Origin of the sequence: Alteromonas sp. MMG017 (assembly GCF_018100795.1) — a bacterium.
Taxonomy (GTDB): domain Bacteria; phylum Pseudomonadota; class Gammaproteobacteria; order Enterobacterales; family Alteromonadaceae; genus Alteromonas.
Genome location: NZ_JAGJDY010000008.1, coordinates 74,190 through 89,901 on the forward strand (window position 1 = coordinate 74,190; position 15,712 = coordinate 89,901).

At 45.6% G+C, this 15,712-nt stretch carries 16 protein-coding genes; all 16 read left to right on the plus strand.

Features of this window, described 5'->3' with window-relative positions; genetic code table 11:
• The first annotated feature begins 14 nt into the window (after window positions 1–14).
• The 16 genes from J8L84_RS13475 (at window position 15) to flhB (ending at window position 15,653) form a co-directional block, all read left to right on the plus strand.
• Window positions 15–1,355 carry a sigma-54 dependent transcriptional regulator gene (locus tag J8L84_RS13475; protein ID WP_211071154.1) on the plus strand — a complete coding sequence of 447 codons (1,341 nt, stop codon included), beginning with the start codon at window positions 15–17 and terminating at the stop codon, window positions 1,353–1,355.
• A 395-nt stretch (window positions 1,356–1,750) separates the two neighbouring features.
• Window positions 1,751–2,080, plus strand: coding sequence for a flagellar hook-basal body complex protein FliE (gene fliE / locus J8L84_RS13480; RefSeq protein WP_013785107.1), 330 nt, complete (start codon window positions 1,751–1,753; stop codon window positions 2,078–2,080).
• A 12-nt stretch (window positions 2,081–2,092) separates the two neighbouring features.
• Window positions 2,093–3,787 carry a flagellar basal-body MS-ring/collar protein FliF gene (fliF, locus tag J8L84_RS13485; RefSeq protein ID WP_211071155.1) on the plus strand — a complete coding sequence of 565 codons (1,695 nt, stop codon included), beginning with the start codon at window positions 2,093–2,095 and terminating at the stop codon, window positions 3,785–3,787.
• Window positions 3,788–3,800: 13 nt separating this feature from the next.
• Window positions 3,801–4,841 carry a flagellar motor switch protein FliG gene (gene fliG, locus J8L84_RS13490; RefSeq protein ID WP_013785105.1) on the plus strand — a complete coding sequence of 347 codons (1,041 nt, stop codon included), beginning with the start codon at window positions 3,801–3,803 and terminating at the stop codon, window positions 4,839–4,841.
• Window positions 4,842–4,928: 87 nt separating this feature from the next.
• Window positions 4,929–5,714 carry a flagellar assembly protein FliH gene (gene fliH / locus J8L84_RS13495; RefSeq protein ID WP_211071156.1) on the plus strand — a complete coding sequence of 262 codons (786 nt, stop codon included), beginning with the start codon at window positions 4,929–4,931 and terminating at the stop codon, window positions 5,712–5,714.
• Window positions 5,707–7,041, plus strand: coding sequence for a flagellar protein export ATPase FliI (gene fliI, locus J8L84_RS13500; RefSeq protein WP_211071157.1), 1,335 nt, complete (start codon window positions 5,707–5,709; stop codon window positions 7,039–7,041). The genes fliH and fliI overlap by 8 nt, the downstream gene beginning before the upstream one ends.
• 6 nt (window positions 7,042–7,047) lie before the next feature.
• Window positions 7,048–7,494, plus strand: a complete 447-nt coding sequence (gene fliJ, locus J8L84_RS13505; RefSeq protein ID WP_013785102.1) for a flagellar export protein FliJ — start codon at window positions 7,048–7,050, stop codon at window positions 7,492–7,494.
• Between the two features lie 282 nt (window positions 7,495–7,776).
• Window positions 7,777–10,068 (plus strand): flagellar hook-length control protein FliK, encoded by a 2,292-nt coding sequence (locus J8L84_RS13510; RefSeq protein WP_211071158.1) that lies wholly within the window; start codon window positions 7,777–7,779, stop codon window positions 10,066–10,068.
• A 150-nt stretch (window positions 10,069–10,218) separates the two neighbouring features.
• Window positions 10,219–10,755: a flagellar basal body-associated protein FliL gene (gene fliL / locus J8L84_RS13515; RefSeq protein WP_211071273.1), complete on the plus strand. Its 537-nt coding sequence runs from the start codon at window positions 10,219–10,221 to the stop codon at window positions 10,753–10,755.
• 13 nt (window positions 10,756–10,768) lie between these two features.
• Window positions 10,769–11,827 carry a flagellar motor switch protein FliM gene (gene fliM / locus J8L84_RS13520; protein WP_211071159.1) on the plus strand — a complete coding sequence of 353 codons (1,059 nt, stop codon included), beginning with the start codon at window positions 10,769–10,771 and terminating at the stop codon, window positions 11,825–11,827.
• 17 nt (window positions 11,828–11,844) lie between these two features.
• Complete coding sequence (gene fliN, locus J8L84_RS13525; RefSeq protein ID WP_013785098.1) at window positions 11,845–12,246, plus strand: flagellar motor switch protein FliN; 402 nt, start codon at window positions 11,845–11,847, stop codon at window positions 12,244–12,246.
• Between the two features lie 28 nt (window positions 12,247–12,274).
• Window positions 12,275–12,694 (plus strand): flagellar biosynthetic protein FliO, encoded by a 420-nt coding sequence (gene fliO, locus J8L84_RS13530; protein ID WP_211071160.1) that lies wholly within the window; start codon window positions 12,275–12,277, stop codon window positions 12,692–12,694.
• Window positions 12,687–13,445 carry a flagellar type III secretion system pore protein FliP gene (fliP, locus tag J8L84_RS13535; protein ID WP_057793300.1) on the plus strand — a complete coding sequence of 253 codons (759 nt, stop codon included), beginning with the start codon at window positions 12,687–12,689 and terminating at the stop codon, window positions 13,443–13,445. The genes fliO and fliP overlap by 8 nt, the downstream gene beginning before the upstream one ends.
• A gap of 8 nt (window positions 13,446–13,453) precedes the next feature.
• Complete coding sequence (gene fliQ / locus J8L84_RS13540; RefSeq protein WP_013785095.1) at window positions 13,454–13,723, plus strand: flagellar biosynthesis protein FliQ; 270 nt, start codon at window positions 13,454–13,456, stop codon at window positions 13,721–13,723.
• 1 nt (window position 13,724) lies between these two features.
• Window positions 13,725–14,504 (plus strand): flagellar biosynthetic protein FliR, encoded by a 780-nt coding sequence (gene fliR, locus J8L84_RS13545; protein ID WP_211071161.1) that lies wholly within the window; start codon window positions 13,725–13,727, stop codon window positions 14,502–14,504.
• A gap of 18 nt (window positions 14,505–14,522) precedes the next feature.
• Entirely contained in the window at window positions 14,523–15,653 is a 1,131-nt protein-coding gene (gene flhB / locus J8L84_RS13550) for a flagellar biosynthesis protein FlhB (protein WP_211071162.1), read from the plus strand.
• Window positions 15,654–15,712: the final 59 nt, after the last annotated feature.

The window sequence follows — 15,712 nt, forward strand, 5'->3', positions numbered from 1 at the left end:
TAGGAGAATTAGAAATGTCTAAAACAACTATTCTTATCGTGGAAGATGATGCTGGATTACGCGAAGCGTTGTACGACACCTTATTACTAGGCGATTACGATGTTGTGGATGCCGACTGTGCCGAGGCTGCGCTAATGGTATTGGCGGGGAGAAAGATAGATCTCGTGGTAAGTGATATCCAAATGGGTGAAATGAGTGGGCTTGCTTTATTAAAAAGCATCAAGACGAAATACCCTCAACTGCCCGTATTATTAATGACAGCGTATGCCACCATCGATGACGCCGTGCAGGCCATGCGAGATGGGGCTACTGATTATTTGTCCAAACCATTCGCCCCTGAAGTGCTACTTAATCTTGTTGGACGCTATGCGCCTGCTCAAAAAGTAGAATCTTGCACGCCTATAGTAGCTGACCCTTCAAGTTTGAAATTACTCGAATTATCAAGAAAAGTGGCGAAGTCAGAAGCGACCGTAATGGTGCTTGGGCCAAGTGGTTCTGGTAAGGAAGTACTTTCTCGCTATATACACGACCAGTCTTCTCGCGCAGATGCACCTTTTGTAGCAATCAACTGCGCAGCTATTCCTGAAAATATGCTTGAAGCTACCTTATTTGGTTATGAGAAAGGCGCGTTTACTGGCGCTATTCAAGCTTGCCCAGGTAAGTTTGAACAAGCCCAGGGCGGAACGCTATTATTAGATGAAATTACCGAAATGGATTTAGCGCTTCAGGCGAAACTACTTCGTGTTATTCAAGAGCGTGAAGTAGAGCGGCTTGGTGGTCGTAAAACAATTAAATTAGATGTGCGAGTTATTGCAACCAGTAACCGAGATTTACGTAAAGCGGTAGAGCTTGGAAACTTCCGAGAAGATTTATATTACCGTTTAAATGTCTTCCCTATCACGTGGCGCCCACTCGCAGAGCGTCCAGGTGATATTGTACCTCTAGCAGAACACCTTATTAATCGTCACACGAGTGTGCAAGGCTTAGGTAATGTGCGTCTCAGTGCAGCGGCACGAAATAAGTTGGCGCAATACACATGGCCAGGTAACGTGCGAGAGCTTGAAAACGTTATTCAGCGGGCACTTATACTGTGTGAAGATGGCAGTATAGAGTCTGGTGACTTGATGATTGATATGGCCGTGCATGACGAGATGGAAGTAAGGCAGGAGGAATCTGAAGACAATAGTCGTCTTGGATCGGAGCTTCGCCAGCAGGAGCATCAAATTATTCTTGATACACTTACCCTGTGCAACGGTAAGCGTAAAGATGTAGCTGAAAAATTGGGTATTAGCCCTCGAACCTTACGCTATAAGTTAGCTAGAATGCGTGAAGATGGGATTGAATTGCCGGCCTAACATCTTAAACTAGCTTGGTAATAAAGAGGGGCGGTTAGCCCCTTATTTTTAATGCTTTAGCTGCGGTGCTTTTAGTATTGTGCTTGCAGTTGCGCTTGTATTTATACTTGCTTGGACCGGGCGTTACGGAAACGTGGTATACCTTCTGCGCTGCCATTAAGCATTTTGCATCGCGTATTTACATAATCTTACGTCTATTCACTTTCTTGACGCTATTTTTTCCTCTCTGTCATAAAATTGGCAACCCCCCTTAAAAACGCTATAACCTATTGCTTTTAAATGGCTTTTACATAGTTTTTTAAAGTTGGCTTGCCGCTTGCTTATAGTTAAACATAAGTAATTAAAACGCATTGTCGTTAAGTGGCAATTCCCCACCGACATTCGAAGGAGTGGTTATGGACGTTAAAGCCAATAGTTTGTACCAAGAAATGCAAAGCATGATTGGGCAAACTCGTATGCCTGCAAACGAACTTCAACCATCAAACGAGATTAATCCCTCGGCCAACGAGTTCTCTACCATGCTTAAGCAAGCGGTAGATGGGGTTAATGGTATGCAATTAGAATCTAAAGATTTACAGCAGCGGTTTGAAATGGGTGATAAGTCACTAAGCCTTGCCGAAGTTATGCTAACTAAAGAAAAAGCAGGCATAGCTTTTGAGGCCACAGTGCAAGTACGTAACAAGGTACTTGAAGCTTATAAAACCATTATGAACATGCCGGTGTAGTTGGAGTAAGTCATGGCTGAAGCAACAGGCACAAATTTAACCGTTAACGACCCTTCCATTGGGAACGATAGCGAGCCTGAGAATAAATCAGGATTCATGGATACCTTAGGCAGTGCAGACATGATGCGCCAAATGGCGTTAGTGGTAGTGCTCGTTATATGTGTCGCCATTGCAGTCTTTATATTAATTTGGGCGCAAGAGCCTGATTTTCGTCCGTTAGCAAAAATGGAAACCCAAGAGCTTATTGAAACCTTGGATTACATGGACGCTAACCAAATTGAATATCGTTTAGAGGGAAATACGGTATACGTTCGAAGTGACGAATTTCAAACTATACGCTTAGGCATGACGCGTCAGGGCTTAACCGGCTCTTCTGATGCTGGAACCGATATTATCATGCAGGACATGGGATTCGGGGTAAGCCAGCGGGTAGAGATGGAACGCTTGAAACACGCCCGTGAGCAACAAATCGCTGCCACTATCGAAGATATCTCAAGTATACAAAAAGCACGGGTTCTATTGGCGATGCCAAAAGAAAATGTGTTTGCTCGCCGTGAGAAAAAAGCCTCGGCTACTGTAGTACTAACCGCCAAGCGCGGCAAAGTGATTGCAGGAGAGGAAGTTGACTCAGTTATCGATATCGTGGCGTCAGCGGTACAAAACATGGAGCCTTCTGCGGTAACGGTTACCGATAGCAATGGCAGGTTACTAAATTCGGGTTCACAAGACTCACTAAGCGCTCGAGCACGAAAAGAATATGAAATTGAAAGGCAGCGTGAACAAGAATACCTAGAAAAAATTGATGCTATTCTTATTCCAGTTCTAGGCATCGGTAATTACACCGCGCAAGCGGATGTCAGTATGGATTTTACTGCGCTTGAGCAAACTCAGCGCAGTTATAACCCTGATTTACCGGCTGTTCGTAGCGAAATGATCAACGAACAAAATAGCGTGGGTGGTGGTGCCATGGGGATTCCTGGTGCGCTAACTAACCAACCTCCGTTAGACTCAAATATTCCTGAAAATCCAGAAGCAGGTGCACAAGCTACGTTGCCAGGCAGCACATCGAAAGTCTCTACTCGAAACTACGAGCTGGACACCACCATTAGTCATACCAAAAAACAAAGTGGCGTAATCCGCAGGTTAAGCGTATCGGTGGCGGTAGACTATCTTCAAGTTACTGGTGAAGATGGCACTACCTCGGCAGAGCCTCGTAATCAAGAAGCCTTGTTAAACATTCGCCGTCTGCTACAAGGTGGTGTTGGGTTTGACGTGACCCGTGGCGATTCGTTAGAAGTCGTGAGTGTGCCTTTCACCCGTATGGATGATGGTATTATTGAAGATGCGCCAATATGGGAACAGCCTGCATTTTTGCCTATACTTAAGCTAGTTATTGGTGGTTTGGTTATTATCGTGCTTATCATCTTTGTGATAAGACCAATGCTACGTCGCTTGATTAACCCAGATGAGTCTAAAGAAGCGGATGACTTTGATGCAGACGAAGGCCTAGATCTTGGTGACGAAACCATTAGCATGCTGTCTTCTGATTTCGATGAAGGTCAAGTGGGCTTTGCGGCAGATGGCTCACTAATGCTGCCAGATTTACATAAAGATGAAGACGTATTAAAAGCGGTTCGTGCACTGGTTGCGAACGAACCTGAATTGTCAGCCCAGGTTGTTAAGGGCTGGCTGATGCAAGATGAGTAAGTGAGAGCGTATTATGGCTGAAGAACTTGCCACTACTGAAGAAGCGTCCTATGACGTCAGTAAGTTAGAAGGGGTTGAAAAAGCCGCTATCTTGCTTCTGAGTTTGTCTGAAGAAGACGCTGCACAAATTTTAAAACATCTTGAGCCAAAGCAAGTTCAAAAGCTAGGCTCTGAGATGGCAAAAGTGGATGATATGACACAGACAAAAATTACGTCTGTGCATAAACACTTTATTGAAGAGATTCAAAACTACAGTACTATCGGCTTCCAAAGCCAAGACTTTGTTAAGCGAGCCCTTACCGCTGCATTAGGTGAAGATAAAGCGGCTAACTTAATTGACCAAATTCTGATGGGAAGTGGGGCGAAAGGTCTCGATTCGTTGAAGTGGATGGACTCGAAGCAAGTAGCCAGTATCATCCGAAACGAACACCCTCAGATTCAAACTATTGTATTGTCGTACTTAGAGCCAGAACAGAGTGCCGAAATATTGGCACAGTTCCCAGAAAAAGTACGCTTAGACTTACTTATGCGTATTGCTAACCTTGAAGAAGTTCAGCCTGCTGCACTGCAAGAGCTTAACGAAATCATGGAGAAACAGTTCGCCGGTCAAGCGGGTACGCAAGCGGCTAAAATGGGCGGCCTGAAATCTGCTGCGAACATCATGAACTACCTTGATACCGCTATTGAAGGTCAGTTGATGGATGCTATCCGTGAACAAGACGAAGAAATGAGTCAGCAAATTCAAGATCTCATGTTCGTATTCGACAACTTAGTCGATGTAGACGACAAAGGTATTCAAGCTATCTTGCGCGAAGTGCAACAAGATGCGCTGCTTAAGTCGATTAAAGGTGCGGACGAAGAGCTTAAGAACAAGATTATGAAAAACATGTCGAAGCGAGCGGCAGAAATGCTTAACGACGACCTTGAAGCCTTGGGGCCTGTACGTATATCTGAAGTTGAAACCGCACAGAAAGAAATTCTCTCTGTTGCCAGAAGACTTTCCGATTCAGGTGAAATTATGCTGGGCGGCGGAGGCGGTGAAGAGTTCTTATAACCCTTCATTATTTATTCGCTATTGTGGTTAAAATAGGCCTTTTCACTAGTTTGCTAAAGGCCTCATGAACGTTACCTGGGTAGATTGATGTCATCAAATAAAGGCTTCAGCGACGACGAATTAAGCGATGCAAAACCTTGGGATTTGCCCTTCGTTGAACAGCCCGAAAAGCCACAAGATAAAGATAAAACCAACGCGCTAAATTTCCGTTCAGATTGGAAATACGAGCCACCAGAAGAGGAAGAGGCTGAAATCCTTCCTCCTACTGCACAAGAAATCGAAGCGATTAGACAAGCTGCTCACGATGAAGGCTACGGACAAGGCAAAGCGCAAGGTTTTGAAGAAGGAAAAGCCGAAGGCCTAGCGCTAGGACTTAATGAAGGTCGTGAGTCTGGTCATGCTGAGGGGCTTGAGCAAGGATTAGAAGAAGGTAAGGGCTTAATTTCCTCGCAAGTTGAAGTTTGGCAGCAACTTATTGAAAAACTTCATACGCCATTATCACAAGCTAACGACGAAACCCGCGATCAGCTGGTTAAGCTTGCAGTTACTCTTGCTAAATCTGTGATCAAAACCGAAATTACGTCAAACGAGCAAGTGATTTTGCAAGCGCTTAGCGAAGGAATGAAAGCTCTGCCGGTTAATCAAACTCGGTATCAAATTCATATGCATCCGGATGATATAGCGCTAGTTACCGAACATTATTCCGAAGCTACGTTAAAAGAGAAAGATTGGCAGTTCATTGAAGCGCCTACTATGGAGCGAGGCGGCTGTGATATTGCGACTGAACAAAATGCTGTAGATGTTTCAATAGAACGCCGCTGTCGTGATGTGATTGACAAATTTATGGTGAATCAGGGTTTATCAGATGACTAGCCCTTGGCATGCCCATTTTGACAGCTTGCAGAAACAAGTGTCATCACCGCCTATTGTGGCGGCAGGTAAACTTGTCAGAGGCATAGGCCTTACCCTTGAAGCTGTTGGGTGCCAACTACCAGTCGGTAGTCAGTGCCTTGTGCAAACCATTGAAGGCGAAATTGAGGCCGAAGTGGTGGGGTTTGGTGCCGATATTACTTATCTCATGCCCACCGAAGCAGTGCGGGGCATAGTACCCGGAAGTCGGGTAATGCCGCTGAATCGACAAAGTGGCCTTGCCGTTGGCATGGGGCTGTTGGGTCGAGTGGTTGATGGCAACGGCAACCCGCTAGATGGACTTGGCGAAATTCAAACTGAAACCCGTGTACCTACTACGCGCCCCCCTATTAACCCGTTAATTCGCCGTGCCATTACTCAGCCTATGGATGTGGGTGTTCGCGCTATTAATGCACTAAATACCGTTGGCGTAGGTCAACGCATGGGGCTTTTTGCAGGTAGTGGCGTGGGGAAAAGTGTTTTACTCGGTATGATGACCCGAGGCTGCGAAGCCGATGTGGTTGTGGTTGGCTTGGTGGGAGAACGGGGCCGAGAAGTAAAAGAGTTCATCCACGATATCTTAACCGAAGAAGAGCGCGCACGTGCGGTAGTGGTAGCAGCGCCGGCTGATACTTCACCGTTAATGCGCTTAAAGGGCTGCGAAACGGCAGTCACCATTGCTGAATACTTTCGCGATCAGGGCTTAAAAGTTTTACTGCTTATCGATTCTTTAACTCGCTATGCCATGGCGCAACGTGAAATTGCATTAGCGGTGGGTGAGCCTCCCGCCACAAAAGGGTATCCGCCTTCGGTATTTGCCCGATTACCTGCATTGGTAGAAAGGGCGGGTAATGGTAGTGAGAAGCAAGGGTCTATTACTGCCTTTTACACGGTACTTACCGAAGGTGACGATTTACAAGATCCCATTGCCGATGCCGCACGGGCTATTTTAGATGGTCACGTTGTGCTATCACGGACTCTCGCCGACAGTGGTCATTACCCCGCCATCGATATTGAAGCCTCTATCAGCCGTGTTATGCCGATGGTGGTCAGCGATGAACATCAACAGATGGCACGAAGAGTAAGACAAGTTTATTCAAACTATAAACAAAACCAAGATCTTATATCCATTGGTGCTTATGCCAAAGGTTCAGATCCTCGTATCGATTTAGCCATTCGTGCAGAGCCTGCAATTAATGCATTTCTGCAACAGGGTATGAAAAACGTATTGCCTTATGATGAATGTCTAGAAGGCATGGCGGCATTAGCGAAAGGCCTAGGGCAAGGGTAATCAATTATGTCTAAACAATTAGAACGCCTCGCTGAATTTGAACGAGAAAGAGAGCAACGCATTGCGCAAATGTTCCAACAAGCACAGCAAAATGTGATGCAACAGAAACAAAAGCTCACTAGCCTTGAGCAATATAGAATTGATTACTTAAAGGGCATTCAGCAAACCGGCAAAGCGGGTGTAACTGCTACCCATTATCAACAGCATTTGTCGTTTGTAGGCAAATTAGATAAGGCCTGCGAGCAGCAAATGAATGTCATTGCACAAGCGAATATGGCCGCCGATCAGCGTAAACAGCTTTGGCTAAAGCAGCAGCAAAAAGTAAAAGCAGTAGAGTTGTTACTTAATAAACGTCATTTAGCTAAAGTGGCAAAAGAAGCTAGGGCAGAACAAGCTATGATGGACGAATTTGCCACGCAGAAATTTTTTAGAAGTGGAAAAACCTTTTTCTAGACAGTTTCTCTAATTTTTCATTCACCCCAAGTCGTGTACTCCAAGTCGTTCAATCCTTTCGATTTTTTAAATACCTCGTCGTTTAATCTCCACAGTGGAACACTCTTTGCAAATTCGTTAATCAATAATGTGTTTATACGCCTAATTTGAATACCGATATGGCAGCTTTTCTAAGCTAAATGTCGGCCTACAGCCCACGGACACTGGGGTTGTAGAGGCCAAACGATTCAATCTGGGTTTTCATAGTTCTGACTTACAAAGTCATAGCAGGACGGTAAAAATATGATGCAACAAGTTGCCGCACAAAAAACAGACATTGCCGCATTGCCTTTCTCGGCCTCATCAACGGCAAAAGCCGTAGAAGCTGGCATGGGTGCAGAAGATTCATCGCAGAATAACAAAGCGTTTGAAGCTGCATATATTCAGGCAAAAGAAGCGAGTGCAAAGTCACTCGACGCCCAAAATAGAACTCATTCATCGCGACACGCAAGTGCCTCGGTAAACGACAGTGCGAACCCTGCAATCGAAAAGAAATCAGCTAATAACCGCTCGGTTGACCCAGAGGCTGGAAATGTTGATTTACCGCCGGTGAAAGATGATGAAGCGCAAGCGCAAAATGGCGATCAAGCAGACCAAACAGGCAGCAAAGGCGAAGTGGGGGATGTAACCTCACCTGACGAAGGCACTGATGAATCGGCAATGACAGACATTGCTGATGCGCAGGCACGACGAATCGACGCTGATGCAAAGAAAGACGACAAAGACGATGGCCTAAATAACGGTGAAAATAACGGCGAAACTAAGAAAGACTTCTTTGGCGGCCATATCGATTTACCACCCGAAGAGTTATCGAGTATTGGAAACGGGGATAGCGAAGTCTCCACAGACTGGGTTGAGTATGTCACCTCAATGATGGGGGCTTCTAGTGATACTGAGGTTTCTTCAGATAACGAGGCTACTGCCGACACCAGTATTGATGATTTATCAGACGCTGGCGAGATAGAAGATGCCGAATTAGCCGCGAAGCAATTAGCACAAGCTTTGCTAGCGGGTGATGAGTTAGTGAGCGATGACGTACTAAGTGCACTGGCATCAAATAACAGTAGCAACGAAAGCGGTGCTGAGACAAACGGTGCTTTAAGCGCAACGAGTCTTCCGGACGATGTTGATGCTAGTTCAGCAACGGAAGTAACGGCCTATCTAATGAGCTTGCTTGAGGGACAAACCGGTGACGAACTTAGTCAAGATGCTGGCGAAGGGCTTAGTAATGAAACCTTAGAAGCAGTAAAAGCACTCACCGCTGCGCTAATGGCTAAAGCAAATGATAACGCTGCAACAAGCGACGTCGATGCAGGGCAGTCGGAAAGTGCTGATCCCTTAGCTAACCTGCTTGCGCAGTTTTTAGGTAATGCTAGCGAGAATGGTGAAGAAAGTTCTGATGCTCTGGCGCAAAATGCAGAGCAAGCACTCTTAGCTGAACAAGAAGCAGTAGATGAACAAGCCTTGAGTGCCGATGAGGCATTAGTATTAAGTCTTCTTCAAGAGCAAATGCAAATAGCTGGGCAAACTGACACCAAAGAGGCGCTAAATGCAGCGCTAGCCAATGGTGTTTCAAGCCAATCTTCAGCATCAACGCAAACGAATAATAAAGCTATCGATACAGTCTCTACCGAAGCTAGCGATATACTTACCGATAGTCAGGGTGAATCTTTGCTGCAGTCACTCGCGATGATGTCACCAGAAAGTGCACAAAAGGCGACGGAAGCATTTGCCGAGCGGGTAGCGGCATCTTTGCCTACCGCGACCACCGCAGCCCAGCAACAAGCGGTTAAATCAAATCTAATTGCTGGCATTAACGAGTTTCAGCAACAAGTCGCTCAAGGGCGTGAGCCAGGAATAGATCTTTCGGCACTTGTAGCCGATGCAGCCTCTGAAGCAGGGTTAACACAAACTCAAATGCAGAATGTTGCGGGGCAAACTGATGTGCTAGCTGGGCAGTTTATGCAATTGGTAAACGGTACCCAACAAAGCGCGCATCAAGTATTGCAAAGTGAGCTAGTCAGTATCGATTCTCACATGAATGAAAATAACCAAGTTCGAGCAGAGTCAACCAAAACTCAGCTTCAATTTGATGGTGCTGACAAACCGGTTAATATTTTGAAGCCCGAAGGCCAGCAGCAGCTGCATGAGAAAATTCGCTGGATGGTGAATGCGCGAAACAGTATGGCAGAAATTAGGCTCGACCCGCCTGAACTAGGCAGCATGCAGGTGCGTGTGAATGTATCTGGCGATGCAGCCAGTGTAAGTTTCATTGTGCAGTCGCAACATGCTAAAGATGCACTAGCTGATGCCATGCCAAGGCTAAAAGATATGCTAGCAGAGCAAGGCATTAATTTAGGCGAATCAGAAGTTCGTAAAGATAATTCGTCACAAAATGGTGATGGAAGTGGCCAGCAACTTGCAGGTAACGGTGTAGCTAGCCAAGATACCGACGGTGAGTTCGACGAGGGCTCCACGGTGATAGAGCAATCTGTCACGAGGGAAGCGAAAGGCGGTATAGACTATTACGCTTAGTAGGTAGATAGCAAAGGCAAAGACTTAAGTAGGGTTGATGTACAATTGCGCAATCTGCTATAAGAACTGCAAATTTAAGCAGGCTTACGTTGCCATTTGCGTCGTAAGCCTGATAATACGAGTTCCTCGTGGGATATTGACGGATTAGACATGGCTGAAGAAGAGTTACAGATTGAAGAAGGTGGTAAAAAGAAAGGCAAAATGATGCTGATTATTATTATCGCCGTGGTGTTAGTTGGCGGTGGTGCAGCAGCCTATTTTCTTTTATTCGCTGGTGGTGATGAGCCTGTTGCTGCAGAGCAACTTGCCGAAACCGACGAGCAAGCAGCCACTGAAACAGCGGCTCCAAGTGGAAGCGCTGAAGTAGGTACCGCCTTGTACGTTGCTATGCCACGCCCTTTCGTTTTTAACGTTCCGGGCACAGGTCGAGACCGATTAGTACAAATTAAAGTGCAGCTTCTTGTGCGGGGCTCAGACAACGAAGAGTTGGCTAAAACCCATATACCGCTTATTGAAGGCACTTTACTGCAAGTCTTTAGTACATCAAATGCCGATGATTTGGTGACTGAAGCAGGAAAAATTGAACTGCGTGAACAAGCGGTGACTGAAGTACAAAAAGTGCTTAAAGACATCGCGGGAAGTGATGTGGTTGAGCGTGTGCTCTTCACTGGTTTTGTGATGCAATAACAGGTAGATAACTGTGAGTGATTTATTATCTCAAGATGAAATCGATGCCCTCCTACACGGGGTAGACGATGTAGAAGAAGACGAGGTTAGCGATGCTGATTCCGATGCTTCTACGCTAGAGTACGACTTCTCCTCACAGGATAGGATTGTTCGTGGGCGTATGCCTACACTTGAAATCGTTAATGAACGCTTTGCCCGTCATATGCGGGTGAGTTTGTTCAATATGATGCGCCGCTCTGCGGAAGTGTCAATTAACGGGATACAAATGATTAAGTTTGGTGAATACATTCATACCTTGTTTGTACCCACTAGCTTGAACATGGTGCGGTTTCGCCCGCTTAAAGGTACTGGCCTTATTACGATGGAAGCCCGCTTGGTTTTCATTTTGGTCGATAACTTCTTTGGGGGGGATGGTCGTTACCATGCAAAAATTGAAGGGCGCGAATTTACGCCAACAGAGCGGCGTATTATTCAAATGCTGCTTAAAATTATTTTTGAAGATTACAAGGAAGCGTGGGCGCCAGTCATGGACGTGTCTTTCGAGTATTTAGACTCAGAAGTAAACCCAGCGATGGCGAATATTGTGAGCCCCACTGAAGTGGTGGTGATAAGCTCGTTTCATATAGAGCTTGATGGTGGTGGTGGCGATTTCCACGTGTCACTTCCATACTCAATGCTTGAGCCTATCCGCGAATTGCTAGATGCGGGTGTGCAAAGCGATAAAGAAGACACTGATTTACGTTGGAGTAAAGCACTTCGCGATGAAATCATGGACGTAAAAGTGGCACTGACAACCCACATGCTTGATGTGGATGTGTCATTACGCCAAGTAATGGAATTCAAACCAGGTGAAATTATTCCTGTGGAAATGCCAGAAACCATTACGGTGCTGATTGAAGATTTACCTACGTTCAGAGCTAAACTAGGTCGTTCACGCGATAACTTAGCCCTGAAGATAGTAGAAAAGATTGCAAGACCGACTTCTGTGAAGTCTGAGCTACAATTATTAACCCGCGGCGGGCGCATTATAGATAATGATGCTGAGCTGCAAGTACTCGAAGAAGACCTGTAAGGTGAGGGGAATATCCCATGAGTGAAGACGGTATGGACGATTGGGCTGCCGCCATGGCGGAGCAAGCCGATTCTGAAGCTGACGATCAGGAAAACGATGATGTTCAGGTTGCAGAACTCGACGAATTAACCGACGACACACCCATAACCCAAGAAGAGAAAAAGAAGCTGGATACCATTTTGGATATTCCAGTTACTATCTCGATGGAAGTAGGGCGTAGTCAAATAAGTATCCGAAATCTGCTACAGTTGAATCAGGGATCTGTGGTGGAGCTGGACCGAGTTGCTGGTGAGCCATTAGATGTATTGGTAAATGGCACGTTGATTGCTCATGGTGAAGTAGTAGTGGTCAACGATAAATTCGGTATTCGGTTAACGGATGTTATTAGTCAAATCGAGAGAATCAAGAAGCTTCGATAAATCTTCTTACATAGCAAGGGGTTGCGCAATGCTGCCCCTTATATTTTCGCAAGTAGTGAATGCGCAATCTACCCAATCAATCACTAACCCCACCTCTGTAGTGTCAATTTTTCTATCACTTCTTTTAGTGGTTGGAATTATTTTTGCGCTTGCTTACCTTATGCGTCGATTTAATGTCGGTACCATGGGTGGTGGCCAAATGAAGGTAGTCGCCAGTATGGTGGCAGGCACTAAAGAAAAAATTATGGTTATTCAGGTGGGCGACGAACAGCACCTTGTGGGCGTGACCAGCCATAATATTTCCCATTTAAGTAAACTTGAAAAGCACTTAGAAACGCCAGTAGCAAATGGGCAGCAAGGTAGCGGTGACGCATTTAAACAAAAGCTGGTTGCCGCCATGGCAGGTAAGCTGAACCCCTCAATAAAGGAAGATAAAAACGATGCGTAAGTTTTGGACCGCATTTTTTGTAGTGTTAGCTTCTTGGGTGATTGCTGAGCCTGCATTGGCCCAACAAGGTATTTCAGCAGTAACCGTTGTGACTAACGACGACGGCTCGCAAGATTACACCATGACGTTACAAGCGCTGTTTATCATGACAGCGCTCAGTCTTATTCCTGCGTTCATCATGATGATGACTTCGTTCACCCGTATCATCGTGGTGTTATCGATTTTGCGCCAAGCGATTGGTTTGCAGCAATCTCCTTCTAACCAAATTTTGGTTGGGGTAAGTTTGTTTCTCTCTATGTTTATTATGGCGCCGGTGTTTGAAGAAATTAACGAGCGCGCCTTGCAGCCGTATTTGTCAGAGCAAATGACAAGTTTGGATGCCATCGAGCAAGCTAAAGGCCCAATGCGTGCCTTTATGTTGTCGCAAACTCGGGTGAAAGACTTAGAAACCTTTGTGCGGATTGCTGGCGATGAAGGAAAGTATGCTGACACGGAAGAAGTGCCAATGACGATTCTCATTCCTGCCTTTGTCACCAGCGAGCTTAAAACCGCATTTCAAATTGGGTTTATGCTGTTTATTCCCTTTCTTATTATCGACCTTGTTGTGGCGTCAATATTGATGGCTATGGGTATGATGATGCTGTCACCCATGATTGTTTCTTTACCATTTAAGCTCATGTTGTTTGTGTTAGTTGATGGTTGGAATCTCATATTTGGCACACTGGCTACCAGTTTCGGTATGGGTGTGTAGGAGGGCTTATGTCACCAGAAGTCTTTGTTGAAATACTCCGCGAAGCCATGTTTATGGTTATCGTTCTGGTGTCTGCGGTTATTGTTCCAAGCCTTATAGTCGGGCTGGTGGTTGCAGTGTTTCAGGCTGCAACCTCAATTAATGAACAGACCATGAGTTTCTTGCCGCGATTACTTGTTACCTTGTTAGCCCTTAGTTGGGGAGGCAACTGGTTGGTGCAAAAGTTAATGGATTTCACTTTCCACATGGTAGAAATGATTCCTCAGGTTGTCGGTTAACATGGTTGTCGAATTGGCTACCATCAATCAGTTTCTTGCTGATTTAATGCTGCCTTTTATGCGTATCAGTGGCCTGTTTGTGGCAATGATTGGCTTAAGTGCACAATCTATACCCCCGCAAGTTCGTGCTCTGCTAGGCATTATGCTGACCCTTATTATTATGCCGGTAGTGCCGCCTGCTCCTGTTGATGATTTAGTGAATCTAGGCACCTTTATTCTTGGTATTCAGCAGCTGTTAATAGGCGTAGCTATCGGGTTTATTTCCATGATGGTGCTAAATACTTTTGTGCTGGCAGGGCAAATTATTGCTATGCAAACGGGTTTAGGGTTCGCTTCAATTGTAGATCCGGTCAATGGTATTAATGTTCCGGCCGTAGGTCAGTTTTACTTAATTCTGGCTACCTTGCTGTTTTGGACGTTAGACGGCCATCTGGCTATGATCCACATGATTGTATTAAGCTTTCATGCGTTCCCAATCGGGGAGGCATGGTGGACAGGGGAGCAGTTTAGGGAAATCGCTCATTGGGGCGGTTGGATGTTTATCTCTGCGATTACGCTATCGTTGGCGCCCATTGTTTCTCTGCTTATTGTAAATTTAGCGTTTGGCGTTATGACCAAAGCGGCGCCTCAGCTTAATATTTTCAGTATTGGCTTTTCTATTGCACAGGTGATGGGCTTGCTCATCATCTGGATAACCCTAGATAACTTTACCGCGCATTTTGAAACCCAGTGGCTGCGAGCAGAGCAGTTTATGTGTCAACTTCTTAGGATTTGCCCATGAAGATAAGTCAGGTGATACATGGCTGATTCAGATTCTAGCGAAAAAACAGAAGACCCCACGGGGAAAAAACTCGAAGACACCCGAAAAAAAGGGCAGATAGCCCGATCCCGCGAATTATCGACAACCTTAGTGTTGGTGGTCAGCGCTTTTATGTTTTTGTTCGTTGGGGGCTGGATTGCCGAATCGGTATTTAAGCTTACTCAGCGCATGTTCGTTTTATCACGAGATGAAACTTACGATACCACGCATATGTTTGGTGCATGGGGCGAAGCCATTTCTACGGTAAGTGTACCGGTTCTACTGTATATGACGGTGGCCATGCTAGCCGGAATATACGGCTCTATTGCGTTAGGCGGCTACAACTTCACTTGGGAAGGTGCCAAATTTAAAGGCTCTAAAATGAGCCCGCTTAGTGGATTTAAGCGCATGTTTGGTATGAATGGCTTGGTTGAGTTAATCAAATCTATCGCCAAAGTGGTTGTCATCGTTGGGATGGCGTTAGGTGCATTGCTGTTTTTTGAAGACGAAGCACTGCATCTGGATTTAGAGCTGTACCCGGGCAATATTTTTCACGCGTTAGATATGCTGAAATGGGCTTTTATCATGTTGGTTTGCGGCATGATACCTATTGCGCTTATTGATGTGCCTTATCAAATGTATAAGCACAACAAAGAAATAAAGATGACTAAACAAGAGGTGAAAGACGAGCGTAAAAACTCTGAAGGTGATCCTTTAGTAAAAGGGCGCATTCGTCGCTTGCAGTATCAAGCTGCCACAAAGCGGATGATGCAAGAAGTCCCTCAGGCCGATGTGGTGGTGACAAACCCAACCCATTATTCTGTCGCTATAAAGTATGATGACAGTGGTAACCGCGCCCCTGTAGTTGTGGCAAAAGGCACCGATGAATTAGCCATGCATATCCGTAAAATAGCCACTGCCAACGATGTGCCGCTTATTCCATCACCCATGCTAGCCCGCGCCGTTTACTACTCGACTGAAATTGACGGTGAAGTCCCTAACGCCTTATTTATGGCAGTAGCACAAGTATTAGCTCACGTTTATCAATTGAAAGCACACAGGGCGGGCAAAGGAAAACGTCCCAAGCCGCTTAAACGTGACTTACCCATACCACCAGAGCTGCGCCGCTAGCGCGCTACTCTCTACTTAATTAGAGCCTAACTCAAGCGAGAGCAGCGCTCAAATAAGTG

Excerpts from the sequence above, each read along its gene's own strand:
- J8L84_RS13475 (WP_211071154.1), top strand. The coding sequence starts at position 15 with ATGTCTAAAACAACTATTCTTATCGTGGAAGATGATGCTGGATTACGC.
- fliE (WP_013785107.1), top strand. The coding sequence starts at position 1,751 with ATGGACGTTAAAGCCAATAGTTTGTACCAAGAAATGCAAAGCATGATT.
- fliF (WP_211071155.1), top strand. The coding sequence starts at position 2,093 with ATGGCTGAAGCAACAGGCACAAATTTAACCGTTAACGACCCTTCCATT.
- fliG (WP_013785105.1), top strand. The coding sequence starts at position 3,801 with ATGGCTGAAGAACTTGCCACTACTGAAGAAGCGTCCTATGACGTCAGT.
- fliH (WP_211071156.1), top strand. The coding sequence starts at position 4,929 with ATGTCATCAAATAAAGGCTTCAGCGACGACGAATTAAGCGATGCAAAA.
- fliI (WP_211071157.1), top strand. The coding sequence starts at position 5,707 with ATGACTAGCCCTTGGCATGCCCATTTTGACAGCTTGCAGAAACAAGTG.
- fliJ (WP_013785102.1), top strand. The coding sequence starts at position 7,048 with ATGTCTAAACAATTAGAACGCCTCGCTGAATTTGAACGAGAAAGAGAG.
- J8L84_RS13510 (WP_211071158.1), top strand. The coding sequence starts at position 7,777 with ATGATGCAACAAGTTGCCGCACAAAAAACAGACATTGCCGCATTGCCT.
- fliL (WP_211071273.1), top strand. The coding sequence starts at position 10,219 with ATGGCTGAAGAAGAGTTACAGATTGAAGAAGGTGGTAAAAAGAAAGGC.
- fliN (WP_013785098.1), top strand. The coding sequence starts at position 11,845 with ATGAGTGAAGACGGTATGGACGATTGGGCTGCCGCCATGGCGGAGCAA.
- fliO (WP_211071160.1), top strand. The coding sequence starts at position 12,275 with ATGCTGCCCCTTATATTTTCGCAAGTAGTGAATGCGCAATCTACCCAA.
- fliP (WP_057793300.1), top strand. The coding sequence starts at position 12,687 with ATGCGTAAGTTTTGGACCGCATTTTTTGTAGTGTTAGCTTCTTGGGTG.
- fliQ (WP_013785095.1), top strand. The coding sequence starts at position 13,454 with ATGTCACCAGAAGTCTTTGTTGAAATACTCCGCGAAGCCATGTTTATG.
- fliR (WP_211071161.1), top strand. The coding sequence starts at position 13,725 with ATGGTTGTCGAATTGGCTACCATCAATCAGTTTCTTGCTGATTTAATG.
- flhB (WP_211071162.1), top strand. The coding sequence starts at position 14,523 with ATGGCTGATTCAGATTCTAGCGAAAAAACAGAAGACCCCACGGGGAAA.